25 protein-coding genes and 1 tRNA gene are annotated in these 26269 nt (G+C 62.7%); 4 read left to right on the top strand and 22 right to left on the bottom strand.

Annotated features, from left to right (window positions below; translation table 11 throughout):
* Nucleotides 1–79: 79 nt before the first annotated feature.
* Entirely contained in the window at nucleotides 80–751 is a 672-nt protein-coding gene (locus C662_RS06720) for a Crp/Fnr family transcriptional regulator (protein ID WP_002926470.1), read from the bottom strand.
* 228 nt (nucleotides 752–979) lie between these two features.
* Between C662_RS06720 and trxB the strand changes: the two genes are divergently transcribed.
* Together trxB and C662_RS06730 are read left to right on the top strand one after the other, a co-directional pair.
* Nucleotides 980–1933 (top strand): thioredoxin-disulfide reductase, encoded by a 954-nt coding sequence (gene trxB, locus C662_RS06725; protein WP_002926473.1) that lies wholly within the window; start codon nucleotides 980–982, stop codon nucleotides 1931–1933.
* Nucleotides 1934–1951: 18 nt separating this feature from the next.
* A complete protein-coding gene (locus C662_RS06730; RefSeq protein ID WP_002926489.1) occupies nucleotides 1952–3025 on the top strand; it encodes a Smr/MutS family protein in 1074 nt (357 codons plus the stop codon).
* A gap of 4 nt (nucleotides 3026–3029) precedes the next feature.
* Here C662_RS06730 and C662_RS06735 read toward each other — a convergent pair whose 3' ends face one another.
* Both C662_RS06735 and C662_RS06740 read right to left on the bottom strand, forming a co-directional pair.
* Nucleotides 3030–3368: a P-II family nitrogen regulator gene (locus tag C662_RS06735; protein WP_002926491.1), complete on the bottom strand. Its 339-nt coding sequence runs from the start codon at nucleotides 3366–3368 to the stop codon at nucleotides 3030–3032.
* 17 nt (nucleotides 3369–3385) lie between these two features.
* Nucleotides 3386–5014: an NAD+ synthase gene (locus tag C662_RS06740; protein WP_002926492.1), complete on the bottom strand. Its 1629-nt coding sequence runs from the start codon at nucleotides 5012–5014 to the stop codon at nucleotides 3386–3388.
* 197 nt (nucleotides 5015–5211) lie between these two features.
* Here C662_RS06740 and C662_RS06745 point away from each other — a divergent pair, with 197 nt between their 5' ends.
* Nucleotides 5212–6429 (top strand): GNAT family N-acetyltransferase, encoded by a 1218-nt coding sequence (locus C662_RS06745; RefSeq protein ID WP_002926495.1) that lies wholly within the window; start codon nucleotides 5212–5214, stop codon nucleotides 6427–6429.
* Between the two features lie 13 nt (nucleotides 6430–6442).
* On the opposite strand, the gene C662_RS06750 is transcribed toward C662_RS06745, so the two are convergent.
* The 18 genes from C662_RS06750 to tpiA form a co-directional block, all read right to left on the bottom strand.
* Complete coding sequence (locus C662_RS06750; protein WP_002926496.1) at nucleotides 6443–7009, bottom strand: NUDIX domain-containing protein; 567 nt, start codon at nucleotides 7007–7009, stop codon at nucleotides 6443–6445.
* 111 nt (nucleotides 7010–7120) lie between these two features.
* Nucleotides 7121–8590 (bottom strand): NADH-quinone oxidoreductase subunit NuoN, encoded by a 1470-nt coding sequence (gene nuoN, locus C662_RS06755; protein WP_002926497.1) that lies wholly within the window; start codon nucleotides 8588–8590, stop codon nucleotides 7121–7123.
* Between the two features lie 50 nt (nucleotides 8591–8640).
* Nucleotides 8641–10122, bottom strand: a complete 1482-nt coding sequence (locus tag C662_RS06760; protein ID WP_002926498.1) for an NADH-quinone oxidoreductase subunit M — start codon at nucleotides 10120–10122, stop codon at nucleotides 8641–8643.
* 86 nt (nucleotides 10123–10208) lie between these two features.
* Nucleotides 10209–12245: an NADH-quinone oxidoreductase subunit L gene (gene nuoL, locus C662_RS06765; RefSeq protein WP_002926500.1), complete on the bottom strand. Its 2037-nt coding sequence runs from the start codon at nucleotides 12243–12245 to the stop codon at nucleotides 10209–10211.
* A gap of 12 nt (nucleotides 12246–12257) precedes the next feature.
* On the bottom strand, nucleotides 12258–12563 hold the full coding sequence (gene nuoK, locus C662_RS06770; RefSeq protein WP_002926502.1) for an NADH-quinone oxidoreductase subunit NuoK: 306 nt from the start codon (nucleotides 12561–12563) through the stop codon (nucleotides 12258–12260).
* A gap of 58 nt (nucleotides 12564–12621) precedes the next feature.
* On the bottom strand, nucleotides 12622–13227 hold the full coding sequence (locus tag C662_RS06775) for an NADH-quinone oxidoreductase subunit J (protein WP_002926504.1): 606 nt from the start codon (nucleotides 13225–13227) through the stop codon (nucleotides 12622–12624).
* A 33-nt stretch (nucleotides 13228–13260) separates the two neighbouring features.
* A complete protein-coding gene (gene nuoI / locus C662_RS06780) occupies nucleotides 13261–13746 on the bottom strand; it encodes an NADH-quinone oxidoreductase subunit NuoI (protein WP_002926506.1) in 486 nt (161 codons plus the stop codon).
* A 7-nt stretch (nucleotides 13747–13753) separates the two neighbouring features.
* Entirely contained in the window at nucleotides 13754–14803 is a 1050-nt protein-coding gene (gene nuoH / locus C662_RS06785) for an NADH-quinone oxidoreductase subunit NuoH (RefSeq protein ID WP_037982292.1), read from the bottom strand.
* Nucleotides 14803–17142 (bottom strand): NADH-quinone oxidoreductase subunit NuoG, encoded by a 2340-nt coding sequence (nuoG, locus tag C662_RS06790; RefSeq protein ID WP_002926515.1) that lies wholly within the window; start codon nucleotides 17140–17142, stop codon nucleotides 14803–14805. The genes nuoH and nuoG overlap by 1 nt, the downstream gene beginning before the upstream one ends.
* The gene (gene nuoF, locus C662_RS06795) at nucleotides 17136–18440 is read right to left on the bottom strand and encodes an NADH-quinone oxidoreductase subunit NuoF (protein ID WP_002926517.1); all 1305 of its coding nucleotides are present in this window, start codon (nucleotides 18438–18440) and stop codon (nucleotides 17136–17138) included. Before nuoF ends, nuoG begins: the two co-directional genes overlap by 7 nt.
* A gap of 11 nt (nucleotides 18441–18451) precedes the next feature.
* Nucleotides 18452–18931 (bottom strand): NADH-quinone oxidoreductase subunit NuoE, encoded by a 480-nt coding sequence (gene nuoE / locus C662_RS06800; protein WP_002926519.1) that lies wholly within the window; start codon nucleotides 18929–18931, stop codon nucleotides 18452–18454.
* Nucleotides 18932–19022: 91 nt separating this feature from the next.
* Complete coding sequence (locus C662_RS06805) at nucleotides 19023–20276, bottom strand: NADH-quinone oxidoreductase subunit D (protein ID WP_002926521.1); 1254 nt, start codon at nucleotides 20274–20276, stop codon at nucleotides 19023–19025.
* A complete protein-coding gene (locus C662_RS06810; protein ID WP_002926529.1) occupies nucleotides 20269–20874 on the bottom strand; it encodes an NADH-quinone oxidoreductase subunit C in 606 nt (201 codons plus the stop codon). The genes C662_RS06805 and C662_RS06810 overlap by 8 nt, the downstream gene beginning before the upstream one ends.
* Nucleotides 20875–20888: 14 nt before the next feature.
* Nucleotides 20889–21365: a NuoB/complex I 20 kDa subunit family protein gene (locus C662_RS20160; RefSeq protein ID WP_002926530.1), complete on the bottom strand. Its 477-nt coding sequence runs from the start codon at nucleotides 21363–21365 to the stop codon at nucleotides 20889–20891.
* Between the two features lie 3 nt (nucleotides 21366–21368).
* Nucleotides 21369–21743 (bottom strand): NADH-quinone oxidoreductase subunit A, encoded by a 375-nt coding sequence (gene ndhC / locus C662_RS20165; protein WP_002926531.1) that lies wholly within the window; start codon nucleotides 21741–21743, stop codon nucleotides 21369–21371.
* 104 nt (nucleotides 21744–21847) lie between these two features.
* Nucleotides 21848–21932: transfer RNA gene (locus C662_RS06825), tRNA-Leu, on the bottom strand.
* 66 nt (nucleotides 21933–21998) lie between these two features.
* On the bottom strand, nucleotides 21999–22349 hold the full coding sequence (gene secG, locus C662_RS06830) for a preprotein translocase subunit SecG (RefSeq protein WP_002926533.1): 351 nt from the start codon (nucleotides 22347–22349) through the stop codon (nucleotides 21999–22001).
* Nucleotides 22350–22391: 42 nt separating this feature from the next.
* Complete coding sequence (gene tpiA, locus C662_RS06835; RefSeq protein WP_002926535.1) at nucleotides 22392–23129, bottom strand: triose-phosphate isomerase; 738 nt, start codon at nucleotides 23127–23129, stop codon at nucleotides 22392–22394.
* A 281-nt stretch (nucleotides 23130–23410) separates the two neighbouring features.
* On the opposite strand from tpiA, the gene dksA reads away from it, so the two are divergent.
* Entirely contained in the window at nucleotides 23411–23836 is a 426-nt protein-coding gene (dksA, locus tag C662_RS06840; RefSeq protein ID WP_002926542.1) for an RNA polymerase-binding protein DksA, read from the top strand.
* A 164-nt stretch (nucleotides 23837–24000) separates the two neighbouring features.
* Here dksA and pnp read toward each other — a convergent pair whose 3' ends face one another.
* Nucleotides 24001–26100 (bottom strand): polyribonucleotide nucleotidyltransferase, encoded by a 2100-nt coding sequence (gene pnp / locus C662_RS06845; protein WP_002926546.1) that lies wholly within the window; start codon nucleotides 26098–26100, stop codon nucleotides 24001–24003.
* Between the last annotated feature and the right edge of the window lie 169 nt (nucleotides 26101–26269).

Here is a 26269-nt window from a genome sequence, read left to right on the forward strand (position 1 = left end):
TACGACGCCCGGATTATACGGGAAGGTCTCGCAGCTCGTTCCCGATGTTGCGGCTGCTCACAAAGGACGGCTCACGGGATCAGACGTCGCCGAGGCGCTCCTTGAGCACGATACCCTCGGCGCTTTCCTCGATGAGCCCTTGCTGCCCGAGATCCTTCATGACGCGGCTGACCATCTCGCGCGACGCGCCAATCATCTTCGCAATGTCCTGCTTGGAGACCTTGCGCACGACCACGGCGCGCCCCCCGACGTCCTCGGACATCTCGAGCAGCAGGCGTGCGACACGACCATAGACGTCCATCAGCGCCAGGCTCTCGATCTTGCGATCGGCATTGCGCAGGCGCTCGGCCAGGTTGCACATGATGCGCCACGAGACGTCGAAGCTGTCCTGCATCAGGCGACGGAAATCCTGCTTGGCGATGAGCACAAGATCGGAGGGCACCACGGCGATCACCGAGGCCGAGCGCGGACGCTCCTCGAACATCCCCATTTCGCCGAACAACTCGCCTTGGCCGAGAATCGACAGGATGACCTCACGGCCATCCTCGTCGCTCACCACGACTTTCAGGCTGCCGGTCAGCACCAGGTACACGTAGTCGGAGCGGTCGCCGGCACACACCACGGCCTGCCCGCGCGGAAACCGGCGCATCATCGAGACGCGCGCAACGCTGCTCAGGACCTCATCGGACAAACCCTGGAAAAGCGAGAAAGTCTTCAGGGCAACGACGGACACGGCGGTGGGCTGGGACATGCTGGCTCCGGTAAACACGGGGAAGGTCGTCCAGTCAACGACATTTCTCATGAGTTTATACGATTGTCGGCAGCCAAATCCGCGCATCGTGAAATCTGTCACAGCGCACCCGCTGTCCGCAGCGTGACGCAGGCGCCGATTCACGCTTGCTATCGGCCCCATCGCCGCGGCATGCCGGGGGGTCGGCTATAATCGCGCCCTCATCTGCAACCCGCTGGAATGTCCCTCATGACCACGAAACACGCCCGCCTGCTCATTCTTGGCTCCGGCCCCGCCGGCTATACCGCGGCCGTATATGCAGCCCGCGCCAACCTCAGCCCGGTGCTGATCACCGGCATTGCCCAAGGCGGCCAGCTGATGACCACGACGGAGGTCGACAACTGGCCTGCAGACGCCGACGGCGTGCTCGGCCCCGACCTCATGGCGCGCTTCCAGAAGCATGCGGAACGCTTCAACACCGAGATGATCTTCGATCACATCCATACCGTTAAGCTCGGCGAAAAGCCCTTCCGCCTGATTGGTGACGCTGGCGAATACACCTGCGACGCGCTCATCATCGCGACCGGTGCGACGGCAAAGTACCTCGGCCTGCCCTCGGAAGAGAAGTTCGCCGGCCGTGGGGTGTCGGCGTGCGCAACCTGCGACGGTTTCTTCTACCGCAACCAGGATGTCGCAGTCGTCGGCGGCGGCAACACCGCGGTCGAGGAGGCGCTCTACCTGGCCAACATCGCGCGCAAGGTGACGCTGGTCCATCGTCGTGAGAAGTTCCGCGCCGAGAAGATCATGATCGACAAGCTCATGGAAAAGGTCGCTGCCGGCAAGATCGAACTCGCCCTCAACGCCACGCTCGACGAGATCCTTGGCGACAACAGCGGCGTCACCGGCATGCGCATCAAGGACGTCAATACCGGCTCGGCGCGCGAGGTGGCCTTGCAGGGGGTATTCATCGCGATCGGCCACAAGCCGAACACCGACATCTTCGCGGGCCAGCTCGAAATGGAAGGTGGCTACCTCGTCACCCAGGGAGGCCGCAATGGCAACGCCACACAGACCAGCATCCCCGGGGTGTTCGCGGCTGGCGACGTACAGGATCACATCTACCGCCAGGCCGTCACCTCCGCCGGCACCGGCTGCATGGCCGCCCTGGATGCCGAACGCTACCTCGATACGCTCGGCGCCTGAGCGCAGCCGCTGACCCGCATGGCCCGCACTCGCCAACGATCCACAGCACCGGAAAACGGCAAGGACGCGCGCGGCGGGTCAGCGGGCGATCTTGGCGAGTTGCGCCGCCTGCTTCGCGCGGCCGACGCCAGCACCCCGGATGCACCACCGGTCCAGCCCGGCAAGCGCATCCGGCTCACCGTGGCGCCCGCCCAAAAGGCCGAAGACCGCGCCGACCTTGCCGCCACACCCGATGCGGACGAGCTCGCGCTGTTTCGCCGTACGGTGGGCTCAACCAGGCCGATACGCAGGGACAACCGCGCCGAACTCGATCCGCCGCGTCCAGCCCCAGTGCGGCGTACGCTGCAGGCCGAGGACGAGGCGCCTGTACCCGCCCGTCCGCGAGCAGACCAGGATCCACTACTGGCGGCCTACGCAGGCGTCGTGCCGCTGCGCGACAGCGGACGTGCAGAAGTCGATGCGCCCCGACGGCAAGCCCGCAACCCAGGCACGGAAACAGCCACGGCGGTGCAACGCCCAGACGCAATCGTGCTGCCGGCCGACGCCGACCTGCGCGATCCGGCCAGCCTGTTCCGCACTGTGGTCGGACACGCACGCCCCATCGACACGCGCAACCGCGTCGAGCTCCAGCGCCCCGCTCCGCCGCCCGCCCCCGTCAAGCGTGAAGCGGACGAACGCGCCGCGCTCGATGAATCGTTGGCGGCCCCCCTCAGCCTCGAGGACCGCCTGGACATGGGCGACGAGGCCGCTTTCCTGCGCAGCGGCCTGCCACGCCGGGTACTGACCGACCTTAGGCGTGGGCGGTGGGTCCTGCAGGCTCAGATCGACCTGCATGGGCTGACGCGGGACGAGGCGCGTAGCGCACTCGCGCACTTCCTCCATGACAGCCTGAATCAGGGACTGCGCTGCATCCGCGTGATCCACGGCAAGGGCCACGGCTCACCCGGAAAGGTGTCGATTCTCAAGCAGCTGTCGCGCGGCTGGCTCGCCCAGCGCGAGGAGATCCTGGCCTTCTGTCAGGCGGGGCCGCATGACGGCGGGAGTGGCGCGCTGCTCGTGCTGCTGCGCGCGCAGAACGCCAACCCGCGCTGAACGTTCAGATTGCCGCCTCGTTGATCTCGCCGGTGCGGATGCGGACAACCTGTTCGACCGGGGTGACGAAGATCTTGCCGTCGCCGATCTTCCCCGTGTGCGCAGCCTTGACGATGGCCTCGACGGCCTGCTCGACGATATCGTCGGCAAGCACGACCTCGACCTTGATCTTGGGGAGGAAATCGACCACGTATTCTGCCCCGCGGTACAGCTCGGTATGCCCCTTCTGACGGCCGAAACCCTTCACCTCGGTCACGGTCAGGCCGGTGATGCCGACCTCGGACAGCCCTTCGCGCACTTCATCCAGCTTGAACGGCTTGATGATCGCCTCGATCTTCTTCATCCACTGCACTCCTTGTTCTAGAACTCGTCCTGGTAGCGCGATGTTATCGGATAACGCCAGTCCCTGCCGAAGCCGCGCGGGGTGACACGGATGCCTACCGGGGCCTGGCGGCGCTTGTACTCGTTACGCTTGAGCATCGCCACCGTGCGCCGCACCTCGGCCTCGGGAAGGCCAGCGGCGATAATCTGGCGCGGCGACTCATCGCGCTCCATATAGGCCTCGATGATGGCGTCGAGCACCTCGTAGGGGGGCAGGCTATCCTGATCCTTCTGATCGGGCTTGAGCTCGGCTGAGGGCGGACGGTCGATGATGTTCTGCGGGATCACCTCGCCAAGCGTGTTGCGCCAGTTCGAAAGCCTGAACACGAAGGTCTTGTAGAGATCCTTGAGCACGGCGAAGCCACCCGCCATGTCGCCATAGAGCGTCGCATAACCGGTGGCCATCTCGCTCTTGTTGCCCGTGGTAAGCACGATCGCCCCGGTCTTGTTCGACAGCGCCATCAGGATCATGCCGCGGATGCGGCTCTGAAGGTTCTCCTCGGTGGTATCCGCAGCAAGGCCGGCAAACTGAGGCTCGAGCAGGTCGGCAAACACCTTCATTGCCGGTTCGATCGCAATCTCGTCGTAACGCACGCCAAGCCGGCGCACCATCTCGCGCGAGTCGTCCAGGCTCATCTGTGCCGTATAGGGTGAGGGCATCATCACCGCACGCACACGATCGGCGCCGAGCGCATCGACTGCAATCGCGAGCGTCAGTGCCGAGTCGATACCGCCCGAAAGCCCGATCACTGCCGATGGGAAGCGGTTCTTGCCGAGGTAATCGCGCACGCCCACCTTGAGTGCTTCGTACACTTCGGCTTCGAGGACGCGTGGCGGCACCCGGACGTCACTGTGCCAACGGCCCTGCTCAAACCGCACGACATCGAGGTGATCCACGAAGCTGCCCGCCTGGTAGCCCAGGGTGCCGTCACCATCGAGCGCGAAGGACGCACCGTCAAACACCAGCTCGTCCTGCCCGCCCACCATGTTGCAATACAGTACGGGGAGCCCGGTCTCGCGCACACGGTCGCGCAGAACCTCGATGCGCTGAACCTGCTTGTTCATGTGATAGGGCGAGGCATTGAGAGCCAGCAAGACCTCGGCACCCGCTGCCTGCGCAGCCTCGGCAGGACCGCTTTCCCACACATCTGCGCAGATATTCACACCGAAACGCACCCCCTTGCATTCGAACAGGCAGGGCGCACCGCCCGCCTCGAAGTAGCGTTCCTCGTCGAATACCTCGTAATTGGGCAGAAGGCTCTTGTAATAGCGCGCCTGCACCCTGCCGCCACTCAGTACGGACGCGGCATTGTAGCGCTGCACCCCCTCCTCGACGGGATGGCCGAGGACGACGACGAGTTCCCCCGCGGCGTCAGCGATACGTTGCGTCTCGCGTTCGCAGGCGCGATAGAAGTCGGGCCGCAGCAGCAGGTCCTCGGGCGGATAGCCCGAGAGCGCCAGCTCGGGCGTCAGAAGGATATCGGCACCTTGCGCGCGCGCGCGCGCAATGGCATCGATGATAAGTTCGGCGTTGCCGATCAAATCGCCGACGGTCGGATTGAACTGTGCGACGGCGATCGAGACTGAGGTTCGGACGGTAGCATTCATGGGCGGAACTATACCGCTTCGGCGATGCTGCGGAGAGGCGAAGTAATGCCTTCTCAGCCTGCCGCAACCGAGTCCGATCACCCACAGTTCGTGTTGGAAAGCCTGTGGATAAATCCTGGGTGAAGTGCGCAAGTCGATGACGCGCAAGCGAATCGCCGCACTGCACAAGAATGAGGCAAGCGAGGAACCCAAGCACGATGAACAAGGCCTGCACACAGCTTGCCGAACATACGGACGGGCTGCATTTCGTCACCACCATCGGCGAAATCGAAGCCGGGCGCTGGGACGCCTTGGTTCAAGCCAGCTCGCCAAGCGCACCGCCCTGCCTGCGCCATGCCTTCCTGGACGCACTCGAGCACACTGGCTGCGTGGGTGGACGTAGCGGCTGGGCGCCCGCACACGCCACACTCTGGCGCAGCGGACAACTGGTCGCGGCCATGCCCCTTTACCTGAAGTCGCACTCCTATGGCGAGTACGTCTTCGACTGGGCATGGGCGGAGGCCTACCAGCGCCACGGTCTCGAGTACTACCCGAAATGGCTAGCGGCATTGCCTTTCACGCCCATCTCCGGGCCCCGCCTGCTCGGTCTCACGACCACCGACCGCGCGGCGCTGCTCGAGTCCGTCCTCGAAGCCGTACGCTCGAGCCCGATGTCCTCGTTCCACCTTCTGCTCCCCGCCGAAGACGAACTGCCACTGCTCGAAAACGCGGGACTCATGATCCGGGACGGCGTGCAGTTCCACTGGCGCAACGAGGCTGAGGCAAGAACGGCCGCCACCGCCACCACGCAATCACGCTGGAGAGACTTCGATGACTTCCTCGCCAGTCTCAACCACGACAAACGCAAGAAGATTCGCCAGGAGCGGCGGCGAGCGGCGGCCCATGGCCTCGAACTGCGCTGGCTTGACGGACACAAGGCGAGTCCGGCGGAGTGGGACTTCTTTCACCGTTGCTACAGCATCACCTATGCCTTGCATCGGTCAACACCCTACCTCGGCGCGCCCTTCTTCCGCGAGCTTGCCCGACGCATGCCCGACTCCGTACGCCTGCTGATCGCAACGCGTGATGGCCAGGATATTGCCGCCAGCCTCTTCCTGTGCGACCAGCGTGCGCTGTACGGTCGCTACTGGGGCGCGCTCGAGCACCTGCCCTTCCTGCATTTCGAACTGTGCTACTACCAGGCCATCGAGTACTGCATACAGAAGGGTCTGGAGCGTTTCGAGGGCGGCGCGCAAGGCGAGCACAAGCTGTCCCGGGGCCTGCTTCCCGTGCGCACGAGATCTGCGCACTGGCTTGCGGATACGCGTTTCAGCAGGGCGGTCGACGACTACCTGACTCGCGAGCGCGAGGGCATGAACGCATACGTGGATGAACTGAACGAGCGCCTGCCCTTTCGCCGCGAGGCCACGGACTGATCACCTTGCAGCTTCAGGTACGCGCTGCAGCCCCGATGAGAGGCAAGGCACGATAGAACGCGGTGATGGTCTTGGCGTCCGTAATCTCGCCACTTCGGATCAAGGCCTCGACCTCGCGAACGGGAAGCTCTAGCACCTCGAGAAACTCGCCATCGTCCAAGGCATGGCCGACGTGCGTCAGCCCGGAGGCGAGGAAGATCTCGATGCGCTCGTCGGAGTAGCCGATGCACGGATGCATCACGCCCACATGTTGCCAAGTGCGGGCCTCGAATCCCGTTTCTTCCCGCAACTCCCGGATCGCGCAGGCGCGGATATCCTCGCCCGCATCAATCTTGCCCGCCGGTAGCTCCAGGAATGCGCGCCCGAGCGGATAGCGGAACTGGCGCTCGAAAATCAAGCGGTCATCGTCAAGCAAGGCGACCACCACCACCGCGCCCGGGTGGCGAATGTACTCGCGCACCCCTTTCGAGCCATCGGGCAGAACTACCGCGTCGCGCCAGACCTTGAGCATGACGCCATCGAAGACCTGCTCGCTGGCCGCCGTACGCTCCGCCAGCGGATCGTGGTTGGGGTCGCTCATCGTCTCACCCCGCTCCCCTGAGCAACGCCGCATGCCGAGGCAGATTCACGAGCATACGCGCCTGGGCGCAAGAACAGCGGTCTGCGCCCGGCCCCGTCAACCATGCTCGATTCAGAGCGAACCGAGCAGCGCATATGCGCACAGCGACATCAACATCTGCGGCGCGAGCCCCAGCGCAGCAATGGCAAGGCCATTGACCGACAACATGACGCGAACCTCTGCCGGAGCATGGATCGGCGACACATCGACCGGTTCGTCGAAGTACATCAGCTTGACCACGCGCAGGTAGTAGAAGGCACCGATCACCGACATGACGACAGCCAGCACGGCCAGCCAGAAGTAGCCTGCTGCCACCACTGCCTGCAACACCGACAACTTGGCGAAGAAGCCAATGAAGAATGGCACGCCCGCCATCGAGAACATGACGAACAACATCATCAGCGCATACCATGGGCTGCGTCTGTTGAGACCCTTGAAATCGTCGATGTTCTCGGCCTCGAAGCCGGCACGTGACAGCAGGATGATCATGCCGAAGGAAGCGAGGCTCATGATCACGTATGACACAGCATAGAACATCGCCGAGCTGTAGGCGTTGAGGGCGAAGTGACGGTCGCCATCCACCACGCCGGCGAGCAGGCCGAGCAGCACGAAGCCCATGTGCGAGATACCGGAGTACGCCAGCATGCGCTTGATGTTCTGCTGCGCGATCGCCGCCAGGTTGCCGAGCACGATCGACGCCGCCGCCACCATCATCAGCATCAGTTGCCACTCGTGGGCGATGTCGAACAGCGCCCAGATCAGCAGGCGAACCGCCATCGCGAACGCGGCGAGCTTGGGCGCGCTGGCGATGATCAGGGTCACGGCGGTCGGCGCACCCTGATAGACGTCCGGCACCCACATGTGGAAAGGCACCACGCCGAGCTTGAAGCAGATGCCGGCAACCAGGAACACCAGGCCAAACATCAGCACCGTCTGGTTGGCCGACTGGTTGTAGATCGCCTGCGCGATGGCGGAGAACTCGAGCGATCCGGTCGCGCCGTACACCATCGACATGCCGTACAGCAGCAGACCGGAGGCCAGCGCGCCGAGGACGAAGTACTTCATTGCCGCCTCGGTCGCACGCGGCGAGTCGCGATCAAAGGCGACCATAGTGTACAGCGCCAGCGACATCATCTCGAGGCCGATATACATCGGCAGCATGTGGTTGGCGGTCACCATCACCATCATGCCGAGCGTCATCAGCAAGGCGAGCAGGTAGAACTCGGGCTTGTCGATCTTGCGGTCACCGAGATAGGCGCGGCCGTAGAGCAACGCAACTGCGGTCGAGAAGTAGATCATCAGCTTCAGGAAGTCGCCCATCAGGTCGCTGATGAACAGGTTGCTGAAGGTGTAGACCACCTCGCCTTCCATCGTGAAGATGGTGATGAAGGCCGCCGCGATCAGCGTCGCCTGTGTGAGGTGGTAGCTCAGCCCACGGGCAATGCTGCGCGCGAACGTGCTCGCGAGCATGATCACCAGGGCCATCACGGCAACGAAGATCTCGGCCGCTGCGGGGTAGAAGTCGGGGACGACGAAATTCATCTTCTGACCAGTCCGTTAAGAGTCTCTCGGGCGCTTGCGCTGAACGGCGCTCAGAGCTTGCTCACGGCAACATGCCGCAGGAGTTCGTTGACCGAGGCATGCATCACTTCGGTGAAGGGGAACGGGTACAGGCCCATCGCAAGCACGCAGAACGCCAGGATCGCGAGGAAGGCAAACTCGCGCCCGTTGATGTCCTCGAGCTCGGCCACGTGCTTGTTTGCAACCTTGCCGAACACGACGCGCTTGTACATCCACAGCGAATACGCGGCGCCGAGGATCAGCGTGGTGGCCGCCACGAAGCCGATCCAGAAGTTGAACTGCACCGCCCCCAGCACGACCATGAACTCACCGACGAAACCGGAGGTGGCCGGCAGGCCGGAGTTGGCCATCGCGAACAGCATGAAGAAGGCCGCAAACTTGGGCATCGTGTTGACCACACCGCCGTAGTCGGCGATCTGGCGCGAATGCATGCGGTCGTAGAGCACGCCGATGCAAAGGAACATCGCACCCGAGACGAAGCCGTGGGAGATCATCTGCACCAGGGCACCTTCGACGCCGAGCGGGTTGAAGATGAAGAAGCCCAGGGTCACGAAACCCATGTGCGAAATCGACGAGTAAGCCACAAGCTTCTTCATGTCAGCCTGAACCAGGGCGACGAAGCCGATATACACCACGGCGATCAGCGACAGCGTGATCATCAGCGGCGCCAGCTGCTGCGCCGCATCGGGCACGATCGGCAGCGAGAAACGCAGGAAGCCATAGGCACCGAGCTTGAGGCCGATCGCCGCCAGCACCACCGAGCCACCGGTGGGCGCCTCGACGTGAGCGTCGGGCAGCCAGGTGTGCACCGGCCACATCGGCACCTTGACCCCGAAGGCGACGAGGAAGGCGAGGAAGATCAGGATCTGCGGCTCGATCGGCAGCGGCAACTGGTGCCAGTCGAGGATGCTGAAGCTGCCACCGGACTGCATGAACAGGTAGAGCAGCGCGATCAGCATCAGCAGCGAACCGAGCAGCGTGTAGAGGAAGAACTTGATTGCCGCATAGACGCGGTTGGCGCCGCCCCAGATACCGATGACGAGATAGAGGGGGATCAGCGAAGCCTCGAAGAACACGTAGAACAGCACGCCGTCGAGCGCCGAGAAGATACCGTTCATGAGGCCCGACATGATCAGGAAGGCGGCCATGTACTGCGCAACCTTGTCCTGGATCACCTGCCAGCCCGCCATCACCACCAGGATGGTGATGAAGGCGTTGAGGATCACGAACAACACCGACAGGCCATCGACCCCGAGGTGGTAGTTGATGTTGAAGCGCGGCACCCAGGACGTCATCTCGACGAACTGCATGGCGCTCGTGGTCGCATCAAAGCCGGTGTAGAGCGGAATGGTGACGACGAAGCCAGCCACCGCGACCGCGAAGGCGAGCATGCGCGCCAGCGGGGCATTGCGATCCGAGCCGGTCGCCAGCACCAGCAGGCCCCCGATAATCGGGATCCAGATCGCCAGACTGAGGAGAGGAATGTCCGTCATCGTTGCTTTCCGTTCAGTGCGTCGCGAACGACGCGTTCGATCTTGTTATGTGTATCAAAGTGGGCGTGGTTGATCTGCACCGGGCATCAGCCGCGGTTGATCCAGTAGGTGAGCAGGATGAACACGCCGATGATCATCATGAAGGCGTACTGGTACAGGTGACCGGTCTGGAACAGGCGCGACATCTGCGCGATCCAGCCCACCAGCCTGGCCGAGCCATTCACCGCCACGCCGTCGATCAGCCCCTGGTCGCCCGCCTTCCACAAGCCCTTGCCGAGCGCACGCGCGCCACCGGCAAAGAAGATCTCGTTGAAGCGGTCGAAGAAGTACTTGTTCTCGAGCAGGCTGTGGATCGGCTTGAAGGTACGCTGGATGGCAGCCGGGATATCCGGACGCTTCATGTAGAAGAACCACGACAGCGCCACCCCACCGATCGCGAGCCAGAACGGCGCCGTCTGCAGACCGTGGATCGCCATCGCCACCGGACCATGGAAGGACGCTTCGAGCTCCTTCAGGCCAACGTGGTTGTCACCGACGAAGATCACGCCCTTGAACCACTCACCGAACAGCATCGGCTCGATGGTGAAGAAGCCGATCAGCACCGAGGGGATCGCCAGCAGCACCAGCGGCAAGGTCACCACCCAGGGCGACTCGTGCGGTTTCTGGCCCGGCGCCAGACCGTGGTGGTGGTCGCCGTGGTCGTCATGAGCGTGGTCGTCGCCGTGCGCGTCACCGTGGTGAGCGTCATGCGCGTGATGCGCCTTGCCGAAACGCTCCTCGCCGTGGAAGACGAGGAAGTACATGCGGAAGGAGTAGAACGCGGTCACGAACACGCCCAGCAGCACGCAGAACAGGGCGTAGCCCGCACCCGGGATGGTCGAGGCATGGACCGCCTCGATGATCGAGTCCTTGGAGTAGAAGCCCGAGAACAGCGGGAAGCCGATCAGCGCCAGCGAACCCAGCAAGGACGTGATCCAGGTGATCGGCATGTACTTGCGCAGGCCGCCCATGTTGCGCATGTCCTGGTCGTGGTGCATGCCGATGATGACCGAGCCGGCGCCAAGGAACAGCAGCGCCTTGAAGAAGGCGTGCGTCATCAGGTGGAACACCGCCGCCGAATAGGCAGAAACGCCGAGCGCCACCGTCATGTAGCCGAGCTGCGACAGCGTCGAGTACGCCACCACGCGCTTGATGTCGTTCTGGACGATACCGAGGAAGCCCATGAACAGTGCGGTGGTTGCGCCGATGACGAGGACGAAGGACAGCGCGCCATCGGACAGTTCGAACAGCGGCGACATGCGCGCCACCATGAAGATGCCGGCGGTAACCATGGTTGCCGCGTGGATCAGCGCCGAGATCGGGGTCGGGCCTTCCATCGAATCGGGCAGCCAGACATGCAGCGGCACCTGGGCCGACTTGCCCATCGCGCCAATGAAAAGACAGATGCAGATCGCGGTGATCAGCGGCCAGCCGGTGCCGGCCATCTCGGTGGCGGCAAGCTGGTCGGCCTGGGCGAACACTTCGGCGTAGTTGAGGCTGCCGGTGTAGGCGGCGATGAGGCCGATGCCGAGCAGGAAGCCGAAGTCGCCGACACGGTTCACCAGGAAGGCCTTCATGTTGGCGTAGATGGCCGTCGGCCGCTCGTACCAGAAGCCGATGAGCAGATAGGAGACGAGGCCGACCGCTTCCCAGCCGAAGAACAGCTGCAGGAAGTTGTTGGACATCACCAGCATCAGCATCGAGAAGGTGAACAGCGAGATGTAGCTGAAGAAGCGCTGGTAGCCAGGGTCTTCCGACATGTAGCCGATGGTGTAGATGTGCACCATCAGCGAGACGAAGGTGACCACCAGCATCATCATCACGGTCAGCGAATCGATCAGGAATCCGACTTCGAAGCTGATCCCGCCCGACACCATCCAGGTGTAGACCGTGCCGTTGAAGGTATTGCCCGCCCCGACGTCCTGGTAGATCACCACCGAGGCGACGAAGGCGACCGCCACACCGAGGATGGTGACGATGTGTGAGCCCGCGCGACCGATCTGCTTGCCGAACAGGCCGGCGAGGATGGCACCGGCCAGCGGCGCCAGCGGCACGAGGAGATAGAGAGTCTGCATGTCCGTCATCGTGACGCTTCCTTAACCCTTGAGGCTGTCGAGGTCATCCACATGGATCGTGCGCATGCTGCGGAACATGACGATCAGGATCGCCAGGCCGATCGCGGACTCGGCCGCTGCCACGGTGAGGATGAAGAAAACGAAGACCTGGCCGGCGATGTCTCCCAGGTAGTGAGAGAAGGCGACGAAGTTCATGTTGACCGAGAGCAGCATGAGCTCGATGGCCATCAGCAGCACGATCAGGTTCTTCCGGTTGAGGAAGATCCCGACCACGCTGATCGCGAACAGGATCGCGCCCAGGATGAGGAAATGGGAAAGCGAAAGCATCTGTGACTCCCTGATCGCGCCGGCTCCATACCGGCGCGTTTCTTGTTCGCGTGCTGGTTCAGTCTTCTTTCTCGGCCTGCATCTTCACCAGCTCGACACGGCCCTCGCGCTTGACGGCGACCTGCTCGGACGGCGGGATGGACTTGAGGCCCTTGCGTTTGCGCAACGTCAATGCCACTGCTGCAACCATGGCCACCAGCAGCACCAGCGATGCAAGCTCGAACGGATAGACGTAGTCGGTGTAGAGCACCCGGCCGAGTTCGCGCGTATTGCTGTACGACTCCGCGGCCGCTGCCGGCGCAGGCATGGCTTCGAGGCCAAAGTACGAACCGCCCAGCACCATCACCATCTCGACCAGCATCAGGATGCCGACAAGGGCGCCCACCGGGAGATAGCTCCAGAACCCTTCGCGGATGCGGTCGAGGTTGATGTCGAGCATCATCACCACGAACAGGAACAGCACCATGACGGCCCCGACGTAGACCATGACCAGCACGATGGCGAGGAACTCGGCCTCCAGCAGCAACCAGATCCCGCCCGCGTTGAAGAAGGTCAGCACCAGGAACAACGCGGCATGCACCGGGTTGCGGGCGGTGATCACCCTCAGCGCCGCGAGCACCATGATCACGGCGAGAAAGTAGAAGACGAAGGTCTTGAATTCCATGTTCTTGACTCGTGGCGCCTGAGCGCCCTCCCCTTAGCGGTACTTGGCGTCCTGTTCGCGGTCGGCTGCGATCTGGGACTCGTGTCGATCCCCCACCGCCAACAGCATCTGCTTGGTGTAGTAGAGATCGCCGCGCTTCTCGCCGTGATACTCCAGAACACGCGTCTCGACGATCGCATCGACCGGACAGGCTTCTTCGCAGAAGCCGCAGAAGATGCACTTCGTGAGGTCGATGTCGTAGCGCGTCGTGCGGCGCGAACCGTCGTCACGCTGATCGGACTCGATGGTGATCGCCATCGCCGGGCAAATCGCCTCGCACAGCTTGCATGCGATGCAGCGCTCCTCACCGTTCGGATAGCGACGCAGGGCGTGCAGTCCGCGGAAGCGGATGCTCTGCGGCGTCTTCTCCTCCGGGAACTGGACGGTGATCTTGCGCTGGAAGAAGTGGCGGCCGGTCAGGGCCATGCCCTTGACGAGTTCCTTCAGGAACAGACTGCCGATGAAATCCTTGGCACCCATGGTCTTCTCAACTCCAGATCGACAGCGGCGACATCATCCACACCGCCACCACAAACACCCACACCAGGGTGACCGGGATGAACACCTTCCAACCCAGACGCATGATGTGGTCGTAGCGGAAACGCGGGAAGGTGGCACGCGCCCACAGGAAAATGAACAGGATTGCAGCCGTCTTCAGCGCCAGCCAGTGGAAGCCGTCGGGCAGGAAGCCGACCGGCGACAGCCAGCCACCGAGGAACAGGATCGAGGTCAGGATCGAGACCAGGATCATGTTGGCGTATTCGGCGAGGAAGAACAGCGCGAAGGTCATGCCCGAGTACTCGACCATGTGGCCGGCCACGACTTCCGCCTCGCCTTCGACCACGTCGAAGGGCGCACGGTTGGTCTCCGCGATGCCGGAGATCAGGTACACCACGAACATCGGGAACAGTGGCAGCCAGTTCCAAGACAGGAAGCCCAGCCCCATGTCAGCGAAACGGCCAGCACCTTGCGAGGTTACGATGTCGCTCAGGTTGAGGCTGGCCGAAATGAGCAGCACGCAGATCAGCGCAAAGCCCATCGACACCTCGTACGACACCATCTGCGCAGATGCCCGCATCGCCCCAAGGAAGGGGTACTTCGAGTTCGAGGCCCAGCCTGCCACGATCACCCCGTAGACCTCCAGGGAGGTAATTGCGAGGATGAACAGCAGGCCCGCATTGACGTTGGCGAGCACAAGGCCGTCATCGAAGGGAATGACCGCCCACGCTGCCAGCGACGGCGCAAGGGCGAGGATCGGCCCGAGGATGAAAAGGCCCTTGTTGGAGCCGCTCGGAACGATGATCTCCTTGAACAGCAGCTTGACGCCGTCGGCGAGCGGCTGCAGCAGGCCCTTGGGGCCGACCCGGTTGGGGCCGATGCGAACCTGCATGTAGCCGATGACCTTGCGTTCGGCCAGCGTCAGGTATGCCACGCAGATCATCAGCGGCGCGATGATCGCAATGATCTTCACCAGGGTCCAGATCGCAATCCAGCTCGGACCGAAAAAATCGGCAATGGGTTGCAGCATCGCTTCCATCAGGCACGCTCCACGCTGAGTTCACCGCTCATGGCACCGAGCGAGGCGGTCGAGGGATGAGCGCTGGCGACGCGCACACAACCAGCAGCAAGCGCCTCGTCGGGCTGCGCGACCAGCACGGCGGCACCGCCCCCCTGCACGACCCTGACCTTGTCGCCTGCACTCAGGCCAAGCGCTGCAAGCGTGGCCGGCGAAATTCGCGCCACCGGCGCGGCAGCGTCACGCGTCTTCTGCAGCGACGGTGCGCGGCGCACGATCGGATCGGCAAAGTGAATGGGTACGTCGGCAACACGCTCAAGCGCGCCAGCACTCGCAGCAGCGCACGACACGACAACGCCTTCGACGCCGTTACCAAGCGCATTGCCGATGTCAGCAGGCAAAGCCTCGCTGCGCACGGCTTCGGAATCGTTGTAGCCGAAACCTTCGAGCGCCAGCAGGTTGCCGAGCACTCGCAGGACTTTCCAGCCCGGACGCGTCTCACCGAGCGGCTTGCTGACGGCGACGAAGCTCTGCGCCCGGCCTTCGCAGTTGACGAAGGTGCCGGAGGTCTCGGTAAAAGGCGCAACCGGAAGGATGACGTCGCACAGGTCGCGCAACGAGGCTGAGTCGAAGGCCGAGAAGCCGATCACCAGTTGGGCAGAACGCAGCGCCGCGACCGTCGCGGACGGATTGGCGAAATCAAGTTCCGGCTCGGCGCCGAAGACCATGTATGCCTTGCGTGGCTGCGCGATCATTGCAGCAGCGTTGAGGCCGTCGGCCCCCGGGACCGCCCCGGCGAGGTAGCCGCCAACACTGTTCGCAGCCTCACCGATGAAGCCGAAGCAGCCCGCCGAGAGTCGCGCAATTTCCTGGGCCAGCGTCTGGATCTCGCTGGCTCGCGCATGCTGGGCTGCGAGGCTACCCAGCCACACCGCAACCTTGCGCCCCGAAGCGAGGCTCTGGGCAATGGCGCGCGCCTCGCCCGATACCTCTGCCGGCAGCTTGCCGAGCAAGCTGACACTGACGTCGGTGCCCTTCTCCTGCGCCAGCGCGACGACCACTTGCCCGAGCATGGCAACCATTGCCGACGGCGCCACCAGCGCGCGGTTGCGCACAGGCAGCAACCAATCCTCGGCGTTGGGTCCGATCGCGCTCACCTGCAGTCCCTTCTTGGCCGCCTGGCGCACACGCTGCGCGAGCAGCGGCGCATCCTTGCGCAGGAAGCTGCCCACCACGAGCAGGCGGGTGAGATCCTTGACCTCCGCGATCTTCATGCCCAGCCAAGGCGCACCGTCTCGCTTGCCATCGGCACGGAAATCGGCTTGGCGCAGGCGGAAATCAACATTGTTCGAGCCGAGTCCGCGCACAAGCTTCTGCAGCAGGAAGAGCTCTTCCAGCGTCGCGTGCGGCGAGGCCAGCGCGCCGATCGCCGACGCGCCGTGATCCTGGGCAATGCCACGCAGACCACTCGCAGCGAACTCGAGCGCGGCCTGCCAATCGACCTGCTTCCATTGCCCGCCCTGGCGGATCAGCGGTGTGCTCAGGCGTTCCGGAACAGACAAGGCCTCGTACGAGAAGCGATCCTTGTCCGACAGCCAGCATTCATTAACGTCCTCGTTCTCGAGCGGAAGCACGCGCTTGACCACGTCGTGCTTGGTCTGGACGATCAGGTTCGCGCCGAGGGCGTCGTGCGGGCTCACCGACTTGCGCCGCGACAACTCCCAGGTACGGGCGGCAAAGCGGAACGGCTTCGAGGTCAGCGCGCCGACCGGGCAAAGATCGATGATGTTGCCCGACAGCTCGGAGTCGATCGTCTTCTCGATGAACGGCATGATCTCTGCATGCTCGCCGCGGAACGCCTGACCAAGCTCCATCTCACCTGCGATCTCGGCGGTGAATCGAACGCAGCGCGTACAGTTGATGCAGCGCGTCATGTCCGTCGACACGAGCGAGCCCAGATTCTTGTTGAACACCACGCGCTTTTCTTCCTGGTAGCGCGAAGCGGACGAACCGTAACCCACCGCCAGATCCTGCAACTGGCACTCGCCGCCCTGATCGCAGATCGGGCAATCGAGCGGGTGGTTGATCAAGAGGAACTCCATCACGCCCTTCTGTGCCTTGACGGCCAGCTCGGAGTGGGTCCACACCTTCATGCCGTTGGTCACGGGCGTGGCGCAAGCGGGCAGCGGCTTGGGTGCCTTCTCGACCTGGACCAGACACATGCGGCAGTTGGCCGCAATGGACAGCTTCTTGTGATAGCAGAAGTGCGGGATATAGGCCCCGGCGACGGCTGCGGCCTCGATCACCGTGCTGCCATCATTGACCTGTACCTGCTTGCCGTCGATTTCGATCTCTAGCATGACGGGCTCACGTAAATTTGACTGCCTGCGCGCTGGACTTCGGGCGCCACGAGGCACTTCTTGTTTTCGATGTGGTACTCGAACTCGCTGCCGAAGTGCTTGACGAAGCTCTGCACCGGCATCGAGGCGGCATCGCCAAGGGCGCAGATGGTGCGGCCCATGATGTTGGCGGTGACGGAATTGAGCAAATCGAGGTCATCCGGACGGCCAAGACCGTTCTCGATGCGATGCACCACGCGATAAAGCCAGCCCGTGCCTTCACGACAGGGTGTGCATTGCCCGCAGGATTCCTCGAAGTAGAAGTAGGACAGACGCTCGAGCGCCTTCACCATGCAGGTGGTCTCGTCCATGACGATCACGGCACCGGAACCCAGCATCGAGCCCGCCTTCGAGATGGAGTCATAGTCCATCGTGCAGTCCATCATGACGCTGCCCGGCACCACCGGCGCCGAGGAGCCGCCAGGGATCACCGCCTTGATCTTGCGCCCGCCGCGCATGCCACCGGCCATCTCGAGCAGCTCGGAGAACGGCGTACCGAGAGGAATCTCGTAGTTACCGGGACGATTGACGTGACCGGACACCGAGAACAGCTTCATGCCGCCGTTGTTGGGCTTGCCCAAACCGAGGAAAGCCTCGCCGCCCATGTTCATGATGAACGGCACGGAGGCGAAGGTTTCAGTGTTGTTGATCGTGGTCGGCTTGCCATAGAGGCCATAGCTCGCCGGGAACGGCGGCTTGAAGCGCGGCTGCCCCTTCTTGCCCTCGATCGATTCGAGCAGCGCCGTTTCCTCACCACAGATGTAAGCGCCGTAGCCGTGATGCGCGAAGAGCTCGAACGAGAAATCGCTGCCGAGGATGTTCTGGCCGATGAAGCCGGCCGCACGCGCTTCCTCGAGCGCCTCCTCGAAGCGCGAATAGACCTCGAAGATCTCGCCGTGGATATAGTTGTAGCCGCGCGCCGCACCCATCGCATAGGCGGCGATTGCCATGCCTTCGATGACCGAATGCGGGTTGTAGCGCAGGATGTCGCGGTCCTTGAAGGTCCCGGGCTCGCCCTCGTCGGAATTGCAGGCGAGGTACTTGTCACCTGGGAAAGAGCGCGGCATGAAGCTCCACTTCAGACCGGTCGGAAAACCCGCACCGCCACGACCGCGGAGCACCGAGGCCTTCAGCTCGCCGATGATGGCGTCCTGCGAGACCTTCTCTGCGATGATCTTCCTGAGTGCGGCATAACCGCCGCGCGCGACATAGTCCTGGAGCCGCCAGGTGCGGTCGCCGTCACAGCCGGCGAGGATCATTCCTTGCGTGCTCATTTCTTGTCCAGCTCGGCCAGCATCTGGTCGATCTTGTCGGTGGTCATCCAGCTGCACATGTGATGGTTATTCACCAGCAGCACCGGGGCGTCACCACAGGCGCCCATGCACTCGCCTTCCTTGAGCGTGAACTTGCCGTCAGGCGTGGTCTCATTGAAGCCGATGCCCAGCTTGTGCTTTATGTAGTCAGCCGCGTGGACGCCGCCCGACAGCGCACAGGGCAGGTTCGTGCACACGGTGATCTTGTGGCGACCGACCGGCTCAAGGTCATACATGTTGTAGAAGCTCGCCACCTCGTAGGCGGCGATCGGCGGCATCTCGAGATAACGGGCGACGAACTCGATCAGCTCCTTGGGCAGCCAGCCCTTCTCGACCTGAGCGATCCGCAGCGCGGCCATCACGGCCGATTGCTTCTGTTCGGGCGGATACTTGGCGATCTCTCGATCGATCTGTTGCAGCGATTCCTGGCTCAGCATGTCGTCTTGATCTTCCGGATAGCCTGCCGATTCTTGTTTGGTCCTGCGATGCCTTTCGGCATCGGTCAATTTCCTGCGTGCGCCGACTCGGTCAGCGATCGATCTCGCCGAACACCACATCCATGGTGCCGATGATGGCCACGACGTCGGCAATCATGTGGCCCCGCGCAAGCTCATCCATCGCAGCGAGATGCGCAAAACCCGGCGCACGCAGCTTCAGGCGGTAGGGCTTGTTGGCGCCGTCGGACACCGCATACACGCCGAACTCGCCCTTGGGGTGCTCGACCGCGGCGTAGACCTCGCCCTTGGGTACATGCATGCCTTCAGTGAAGAGCTTGAAGTGATGGATCAACTCCTCCATGTTCGACTTCATGCTTTCGCGCGAGGGCGGCGCAACCTTGTGGTTGTCGGTGATGACCGGGCCGGGGTTCTTGCGCAGCCAATCGATGCACTGCTTGATGATGCGATTCGACTGGCGCATCTCTTCCATGCGGCAAAGGTAACGGTCGTAGCAGTCGCCGTTCTTGCCGACGGGAATGTCGAAATCCATGCGGTCGTAGACTTCGTAGGGCTGCTTCTTGCGCAAGTCCCAGGCGATTCCCGACCCGCGCAACATCGGACCGGTGAAACCCCAGGTCAAGGCCTGTTCGGGCGACACCACGCCGATGCCCACGGTACGCTGCTTCCAGATCCGGTTGTCGGTCAGCAGGGTCTCGTACTCGTCGCAATAGGTCGGGAAACGATTGGTGAAGTCCTCGAGGAAGTCCAGCAAGGAGCCTTCGCGAGCGGCGTTGAGTTCCTTGACCGTCTTCTCGTTCTTGAATTTGTTCACCTCGTACTTCGGCATGCGGTCGGGCAGGTCACGATAGACGCCGCCCGGACGATAGTACGCTGCATGCATGCGCGCACCCGACACCGCCTCGTAGGCGTCCATCAGGTCTTCGCGCTCGCGGAAGGTGTACAGCACCATCGTCATCGCGCCGATATCGAGCGCGTGCGTGCCGATATTGAGCAGGTGATTCAGGATGCGCGTAATCTCGTCGAACATCACACGGATGTACTGGGCACGCTCCGGAACCTGCACACCGAGCAGCTTCTCGATGGCCATGCAGTACGCGTGCTCGTTGCACATCATCGACACATAGTCGAGACGATCCATGTACGGAACCGACTGCACCCAAGTCCGGGTTTCGGCCAACTTCTCCGTGCCGCGATGCAGCAGCCCGATATGCGGGTCGGCACGCTCTACGACTTCACCGTCGAGTTCGAGCACCAGACGAAGCACACCGTGCGCGGACGGATGCTGAGGGCCAAAGTTGATTGTGTAGTTGCGGATCTCAGCCATGGCCGACGTCCCCGTAGTTCTCTTCGCGCACGATGCGCGGCGTGTTCTCGCGCGGCTCGATGGTCACCGGCTGATAGACGACCCTGCCCTGCTCCGGGTCGTAGCGCATCTCGACGTAACCCGAAATCGGGAAATCCTTGCGGAAGGGATGTCCGACAAAACCGTAATCGGTGAGGATGCGGCGCAGATCGGGGTGACCGGCATACAGGATGCCGTAGAGATCGAAGGACTCGCGCTCATACCAGTTAGCACTCGCCCAGACATCGGCCACCGAATCGACCACCGGAAAACTCTCGTCTTCCGCAAAGACACGCAGACGCAGTCGCCAGTTGTGGCGGATCGAGGTGAGATGCGCCACTGAGGCAAAACGCGCGCCCTCCCATGCCCCATTGCCGAAGGTCGAGTAATCGACACCGGAAATATCGATCAACTGCTCGAAGTGCAGATCGGGATGATCACGCAAGGTGCGCGCAATGCGCAGGTAGTCGCCAGCGGCGACCTCGATGGTGAGCTCTGCGCGATCGACGAGCAGCGACTTGAGGGAGTCGCCGAATACATCGCGCAAGGTCTGGCTCAGGCGTTCAAGCTTGGCACTCATGTCTATGACACCCGTCAGCGCGCGATCGTATTCGTGCGCTTGATCTTGTTTTGAAGCTGAAGAATGCCGTAGATCAGCGCCTCGGCGGTGGGCGGACAGCCCGGCACATACACATCGACCGGAACGATGCGATCACAGCCACGGACTACCGAATAGGAGTAGTGGTAATAGCCACCACCATTGGCACAGGAACCCATCGAGATGACCCAGCGCGGCTCGGACATCTGGTCGTAGACCTTGCGCAGCGCCGGCGCCATCTTGTTGCACAAGGTACCCGCCACGATCATCAGATCGGACTGGCGCGGACTGGGCCTGAACACCACCCCGAAGCGGTCAAGATCGTAACGGGAACAGCCGGCGTGGATCATCTCCACCGCGCAACAGGCCAGACCGAAAGTCATGGGCCAAAGCGAACCGGTACGCGTCCAGTTGATGACCGCATCGAGCGAAGTGGTTACAAACCCTTCGCGAAAGACGCCCTCAATGCTCATGCATTACTCCCAGTCGAGTGCGCCGTTCTTCCACTCGACGATATAACCGATGACCAAAACCGCGAGAAAGACCATCACCGAACCGAAAACGAACCAGGCGATCTCACCAGCGGCGATGAACTCCCGGAAAACAGTCGCCCACGGAAACAGGAAGGCGATCTCGAGATCGAACAGGATGAAAAGAATGGCGATCAGGTAGTAGCGAACGTCGAACTTCATGCGGGCGTCTTCAAACGCCTCGAAGCCGCATTCGTACGGGGAGTTTTTTTCGCTATCAGGACGATAGGGAGCGAGAAGTCGCCCGAGAATGACAGGAGCAAGCCCGAAACCAAGCCCAACGAGCATGAACATCAATACGGGAAAATAGCTTTCCAGCATGTTCAGAAACCCCCATTGCGTTGGACGACTGCAAGACCGCGTCGTCGTTATTGTTTTGGCTGCTCTGCATGGAAACGCCCGCAACTGCGGGCGTTACCTGAATATGGTGCCGACGATGAGACTCGAACTCATACGGCTTTCGCCACTACCCCCTCAAGATAGCGTGTCTACCAATTTCACCACGTCGGCGCGCTGTTCAGACAGCCAAAAAATTATAAGGGTTTTTACGCACTGCGCAAAGAGCCCACCCTACTTTTATTTCGGGATCGACTGCGCGGGCGAGGTGTCGGCCGGCACGCTCGGAACCGGATCCACAGCCGGCGCGACCTGCACCCCCTCCATCACGCTGGAAGGCGCAGCAGGCTTGTTGCTGGCGAGGTAGCTCAAGCCCAGACTGGTGAGAAAGAACACCGTGGCGAGCATCGCAGTCGTACGACTGAGGAAGTTCGCCGACCCCGACGATCCGAACAGACTACCGGACGAACCACTACCGAACGCCGCCCCCATGTCAGCCCCTTTGCCGTGCTGCACAAGAACGAGACCGATCACGCCAAGCCCGACCAGCACATGAACCGTGAGCACCACGGAGAATAGATAATTACCCATCACGAACCCTGAAAAGACAAAAACTTGAACAAGAACAAATGATCAGCAGACCGCAGCGGCGGCACGACAGATCGCCATGAAATCAGCGGCGGCGAGCGAAGCGCCACCGATCAAACCACCATCGACATCCGGAACGGCGAAGATCTCAGCCGCATTCGCCGGCTTGACGCTCCCCCCATAGAGTATGCGCACACCTGCGGCAGCCACACCTCCGTCCTCGAGCCAGCGACGGATCGCCCCATGCACTTCCCCCACCTGCGCGGACGTCGCCGAGCGCCCGGTACCAATCGCCCACACCGGCTCGTAGGCGATGACGACCCCGGCCATGGCCTCGGGACCGACCACATCGCGCACGGCCGCAAGCTGCCGCCCCACGACCACCAGGGCAGCGCCGGCGTCGCGCTCGGCGAGCGTCTCACCAACGCAAACGATGGGGACCAGACCAGCCCCCAGCGCCGCAAGCGCCTTGCGGCCAACAACGAGATCATCCTCGCCAAAAAAAGCCCTGCGCTCGGAATGACCAACGATCACATAGCGGCAACCAAATTCGGCCAGCATCGACGCACTGACCTCACCGGTGAACGCCCCTTCGGCATGCTCGCTGACATCCTGCGCCCCCAGTTCAAGCCCTGCCGGCCGCTGCGCAAGCTGAGCAAGGTAAGGATAGGGCACGCATACAGCAAGCTCTACCCCTTCGACACTGCGGATACCGTCCAGCAATTCGCGATTGGCGGCCAGGCTGCCATTCATCTTCCAGTTGCCGGCGACGAGTCGGATCATGGGACAGAGAAATCCAGTTAGCTAAACCGTAGGATTATAGGACGGCCCAGAGGTCCGCCGCAAATGCACACCGCCAAGGACTTGCGCACGCTCGTGACTCATCGGGCAGGGACAGCGCCGCCCTAGCCCACTGGCACCCCGCACCGCAGGGCATCAAGCCCCCGCCGCGCACGACAACCTAGCAAAGGATGCCACCCAGGCAACGCCCGCACGCTTGCTGCTGAAAGCCGATTCTGCTATTAAGTCGGGCCTATCCTTCAATCATCCACGGAAGTTGAGTCATGGCCGAAGAAACACTGCACAAGCAATTCCCGCCTTACGTACCCGCTGCCGGCGAGGAATACATGAGCGAGAAGCAGCTAGGCCACTTCCGCGAGATCCTGAGCTCGCTCAAGGGCGAGCTGATGGGGGATATCGAGCGCACGGTGCACACGATGCAGGACGAGGCCACCGTCTTCGCCGACCCGAACGACCGCGCAAGCCAGGAATCCGACATTGCACTGGAGCTGCGCAACCGTGATCGCGAACGCAAGCTCATCAAGAAGATCGACGAGGCGCTCGGACGCATCGAGGACGGCGAGTACGGCTACTGCGACAGCTGTGGCGTCGAGATCGGCCTCAAACGCCTCGAGGCCCGCCCCACCGCGACGATGTGCATCGACTGCAAGACCCTGGAAGAAATGCGCGAGCGCCAGGTCGCCAAGTAAGCCAGTCTCACGACAGACGACGATGCAAAAGGGCGCCGATGGCGCCCTTTTGCATCGTCAGTAGCGGTTCCGAGAACTTGGCCCGCAAACGACAAAGGACGCCTTGGCGTCCTTTGTCGTTCCGAAGCGACCGCATTACGGCGACATCAAGTCGCCGCCCGGGCTCAGCCTGCGTTCTCGCCCAGCAACGCCTTCATGCTGAGGCGGATCTTGCCGCGCTCGTCGGTCTCGAGCACCTTCACGCGTACGACCTGACCTTCCTTGACGTAGTCGGAGACGTTGTTGACGCGCTCATTGGCGATCTGCGACACATGCAGCAGGCCGTCGCGACCGGGCATGATGTTCACGATGGCGCCGAAGTCGAGCAGGCGCACGACCGGCCCCTCGTAGATCTTGCCAACCTCGACCTCGGCAGTGATCGCCTCGATCTTGGCCTTGGCGACCTGCGCACCCTCGGCACTCACCGACGAGATCTTGATCGAGCCGTCGTCCTCGATTTCGATCACGGTACCGGTCTCCTCCTGCAGCGCGCGGATCACTGCGCCGCCCTTGCCGATCACGTCGCGGATCTTCTCGGGGTTGATCTTCATGTTGATCATGCGCGGCGCGTACTCGGACACCTCGCCACGGCTGGTGCCCAGCGCCTGCTGCATGAGGCCGAGAATGTGCAGGCGGCCTTCCTTGGCCTGCTCCAGCGCGGCGTGCATGATCTCCTTGGTGATGCCCTGGATCTTGATGTCCATCTGCAGGCCGGTGATACCGTTCTCGGTACCAGCCACCTTGAAGTCCATGTCGCCGAGGTGATCCTCGTCGCCTAGGATGTCGGTCAGCACGGCAAAGCGATTGCCATCCTTGATCAGCCCCATTGCGATGCCGGCAACGTGATTCTTGAGCGGCACACCGGCGTCCATCATGGCAAGCGAACCGCCGCACACCGAAGCCATCGAGGAGGAGCCGTTGGATTCGGTGATCTCGGAAACCACACGCACGGTGTACGAGAACTCCTCCGCCTTGGGCAGCATGGCGACCAGCGAGCGCTTTGCCAGGCGACCATGCCCCACTTCGCGGCGCTTGGTCACGCCGAAGCGGCCGGTCTCGCCCGTGCAGAACGGCGGGAAGTTGTAGTGGAGCAGGAAGCGCTCCTTGTACTCGCCAGCGATGGCGTCGATGATCTGCTCGTCACGACCGGTACCCAGGGTGGCGACCACCAGGGCCTGCGTCTCGCCACGCGTGAACAGCGCCGAACCGTGAGTACGCGGCAGCACGCCGGTACGGATCTCGATCGGGCGGACCGTGCGGGTGTCGCGACCGTCGATGCGCGGCTCGCCGTTGAGGATGCGGCTACGGACGATCCCGGACTCGAGATTGAAGAAGATATCCTTGATTTCGTTGACCGAAGGAGCACCCTCCACGCCCTCGGTAAGCTGGGCGATCACACGCTTGCGGATCTCTGCCAGGCGGGCAGAACGATCCTGCTTGCTGGTGATGCGGAAGGCCTCCTCCATCTCAGCCTTCGCCAGTTCGCCGACCTTGGCGATCAGCGCCTCGTTCGCGGGCGGCGCCTGCCAATCCCACTCGGGCTTGCCGGCAACTTCGACGAGCTCGTTGATCGCGTTGATCGCGGTCTGCATCTGCTCGTGACCGAACACCACCGCGCCCAGCATCACATCCTCGGGCAATTCCTGCGCCTCGGACTCAACCATCAGCACCGCGGTCTGCGTGCCGGCAACCACCAGATTCATCTGGCTGCTCTGCAGTTCGGATGCGGTGGGGTTGAGGACGTAGCGGCCATCCAGATAACCCACGCGGGCGGCGCCAACCGGGCCATTGAACGGCAGGCCGGAGATCGCGAGCGCGGCCGAGGCGCCGATCATCGCCGGGATGTCGGAGTCGATCTCGGGATTCAGCGACAGCACGGTCACAATGACCTGGACTTCATTCATGAAGCCGTCGGGGAAGAGCGGACGAATGGGACGATCGATCAGGCGCGAGGTGAGGATCTCCTTCTCGCTCGGACGGCCTTCGCGCTTGAAGAAGCCACCCGGGATTCGGCCGGCAGCGTAGAACTTCTCGACGTAATCGACGGTAAGCGGGAAGAAGTCCTGGCCCGGACGCGCTTCCTTGGCACCGACAACGGTGGCGAGAACCACGGTCTCGTCCATGTTGACAATGACGGCACCGCCAGCCTGGCGTGCGACTTCGCCGGTCTCGAGGGTGACGGTGTGGGCGCCATAGGCGAAGGTTTTCTTGATTGCGGTAGGCAAGGTGATTTCCTTTATTCGGTTGATGCAGCGAACTACAACTGCTTGTGGCGGCCCGCCCGGACAGGAGGACTCGATGCCACGGACGTGCAGCCGGCACAGCGGGGCCAGATGGCAAAAAGCCGGCGCGGCCGCAGGGGCACGCACCGGCTTTGCTGGCTTACTTCGCCCT

It is taken from the genome of Thauera sp. 28 (assembly GCF_000310145.2).
Lineage (GTDB): Bacteria > Pseudomonadota > Gammaproteobacteria > Burkholderiales > Rhodocyclaceae > Thauera > Thauera mechernichensis.

Coding starts and splice junctions, on each gene's coding strand:
- dksA (WP_002926542.1), top strand. CDS start 23,411: ATGGCCGAAGAAACACTGCACAAGCAATTCCCGCCTTACGTACCCGCT.
- nuoE (WP_002926519.1), bottom strand. CDS start 18,931: ATGCTGAGCCAGGAATCGCTGCAACAGATCGATCGAGAGATCGCCAAG.
- nuoN (WP_002926497.1), bottom strand. CDS start 8,590: ATGAATTTCGTCGTCCCCGACTTCTACCCCGCAGCGGCCGAGATCTTC.
- C662_RS06720 (WP_002926470.1), bottom strand. CDS start 751: ATGTCCCAGCCCACCGCCGTGTCCGTCGTTGCCCTGAAGACTTTCTCG.
- nuoF (WP_002926517.1), bottom strand. CDS start 18,440: ATGATCCTCGCCGGCTGTGACGGCGACCGCACCTGGCGGCTCCAGGAC.
- C662_RS06730 (WP_002926489.1), top strand. CDS start 1,952: ATGGCCCGCACTCGCCAACGATCCACAGCACCGGAAAACGGCAAGGAC.
- C662_RS06775 (WP_002926504.1), bottom strand. CDS start 13,227: ATGGAATTCAAGACCTTCGTCTTCTACTTTCTCGCCGTGATCATGGTG.
- C662_RS06735 (WP_002926491.1), bottom strand. CDS start 3,368: ATGAAGAAGATCGAGGCGATCATCAAGCCGTTCAAGCTGGATGAAGTG.
- ndhC (WP_002926531.1), bottom strand. CDS start 21,743: ATGCTGGAAAGCTATTTTCCCGTATTGATGTTCATGCTCGTTGGGCTT.
- C662_RS06740 (WP_002926492.1), bottom strand. CDS start 5,014: ATGAATGCTACCGTCCGAACCTCAGTCTCGATCGCCGTCGCACAGTTC.
- C662_RS06760 (WP_002926498.1), bottom strand. CDS start 10,122: ATGACGGACATTCCTCTCCTCAGTCTGGCGATCTGGATCCCGATTATC.
- C662_RS06810 (WP_002926529.1), bottom strand. CDS start 20,874: ATGAGTGCCAAGCTTGAACGCCTGAGCCAGACCTTGCGCGATGTATTC.
- nuoH (WP_037982292.1), bottom strand. CDS start 14,803: ATGGAAGCGATGCTGCAACCCATTGCCGATTTTTTCGGTCCGAGCTGG.
- nuoI (WP_002926506.1), bottom strand. CDS start 13,746: ATGGGTGCCAAGGATTTCATCGGCAGTCTGTTCCTGAAGGAACTCGTC.
- nuoL (WP_002926500.1), bottom strand. CDS start 12,245: ATGACGGACATGCAGACTCTCTATCTCCTCGTGCCGCTGGCGCCGCTG.
- trxB (WP_002926473.1), top strand. CDS start 980: ATGACCACGAAACACGCCCGCCTGCTCATTCTTGGCTCCGGCCCCGCC.
- tpiA (WP_002926535.1), bottom strand. CDS start 23,129: ATGATCCGACTCGTCGCCGGCAACTGGAAGATGAATGGCAGCCTGGCC.
- C662_RS06750 (WP_002926496.1), bottom strand. CDS start 7,009: ATGAGCGACCCCAACCACGATCCGCTGGCGGAGCGTACGGCGGCCAGC.
- nuoG (WP_002926515.1), bottom strand. CDS start 17,142: ATGCTAGAGATCGAAATCGACGGCAAGCAGGTACAGGTCAATGATGGC.
- C662_RS06745 (WP_002926495.1), top strand. CDS start 5,212: ATGAACAAGGCCTGCACACAGCTTGCCGAACATACGGACGGGCTGCAT.
- C662_RS20160 (WP_002926530.1), bottom strand. CDS start 21,365: ATGAGCATTGAGGGCGTCTTTCGCGAAGGGTTTGTAACCACTTCGCTC.
- secG (WP_002926533.1), bottom strand. CDS start 22,349: ATGGGTAATTATCTATTCTCCGTGGTGCTCACGGTTCATGTGCTGGTC.
- C662_RS06805 (WP_002926521.1), bottom strand. CDS start 20,276: ATGGCTGAGATCCGCAACTACACAATCAACTTTGGCCCTCAGCATCCG.
- nuoK (WP_002926502.1), bottom strand. CDS start 12,563: ATGCTTTCGCTTTCCCATTTCCTCATCCTGGGCGCGATCCTGTTCGCG.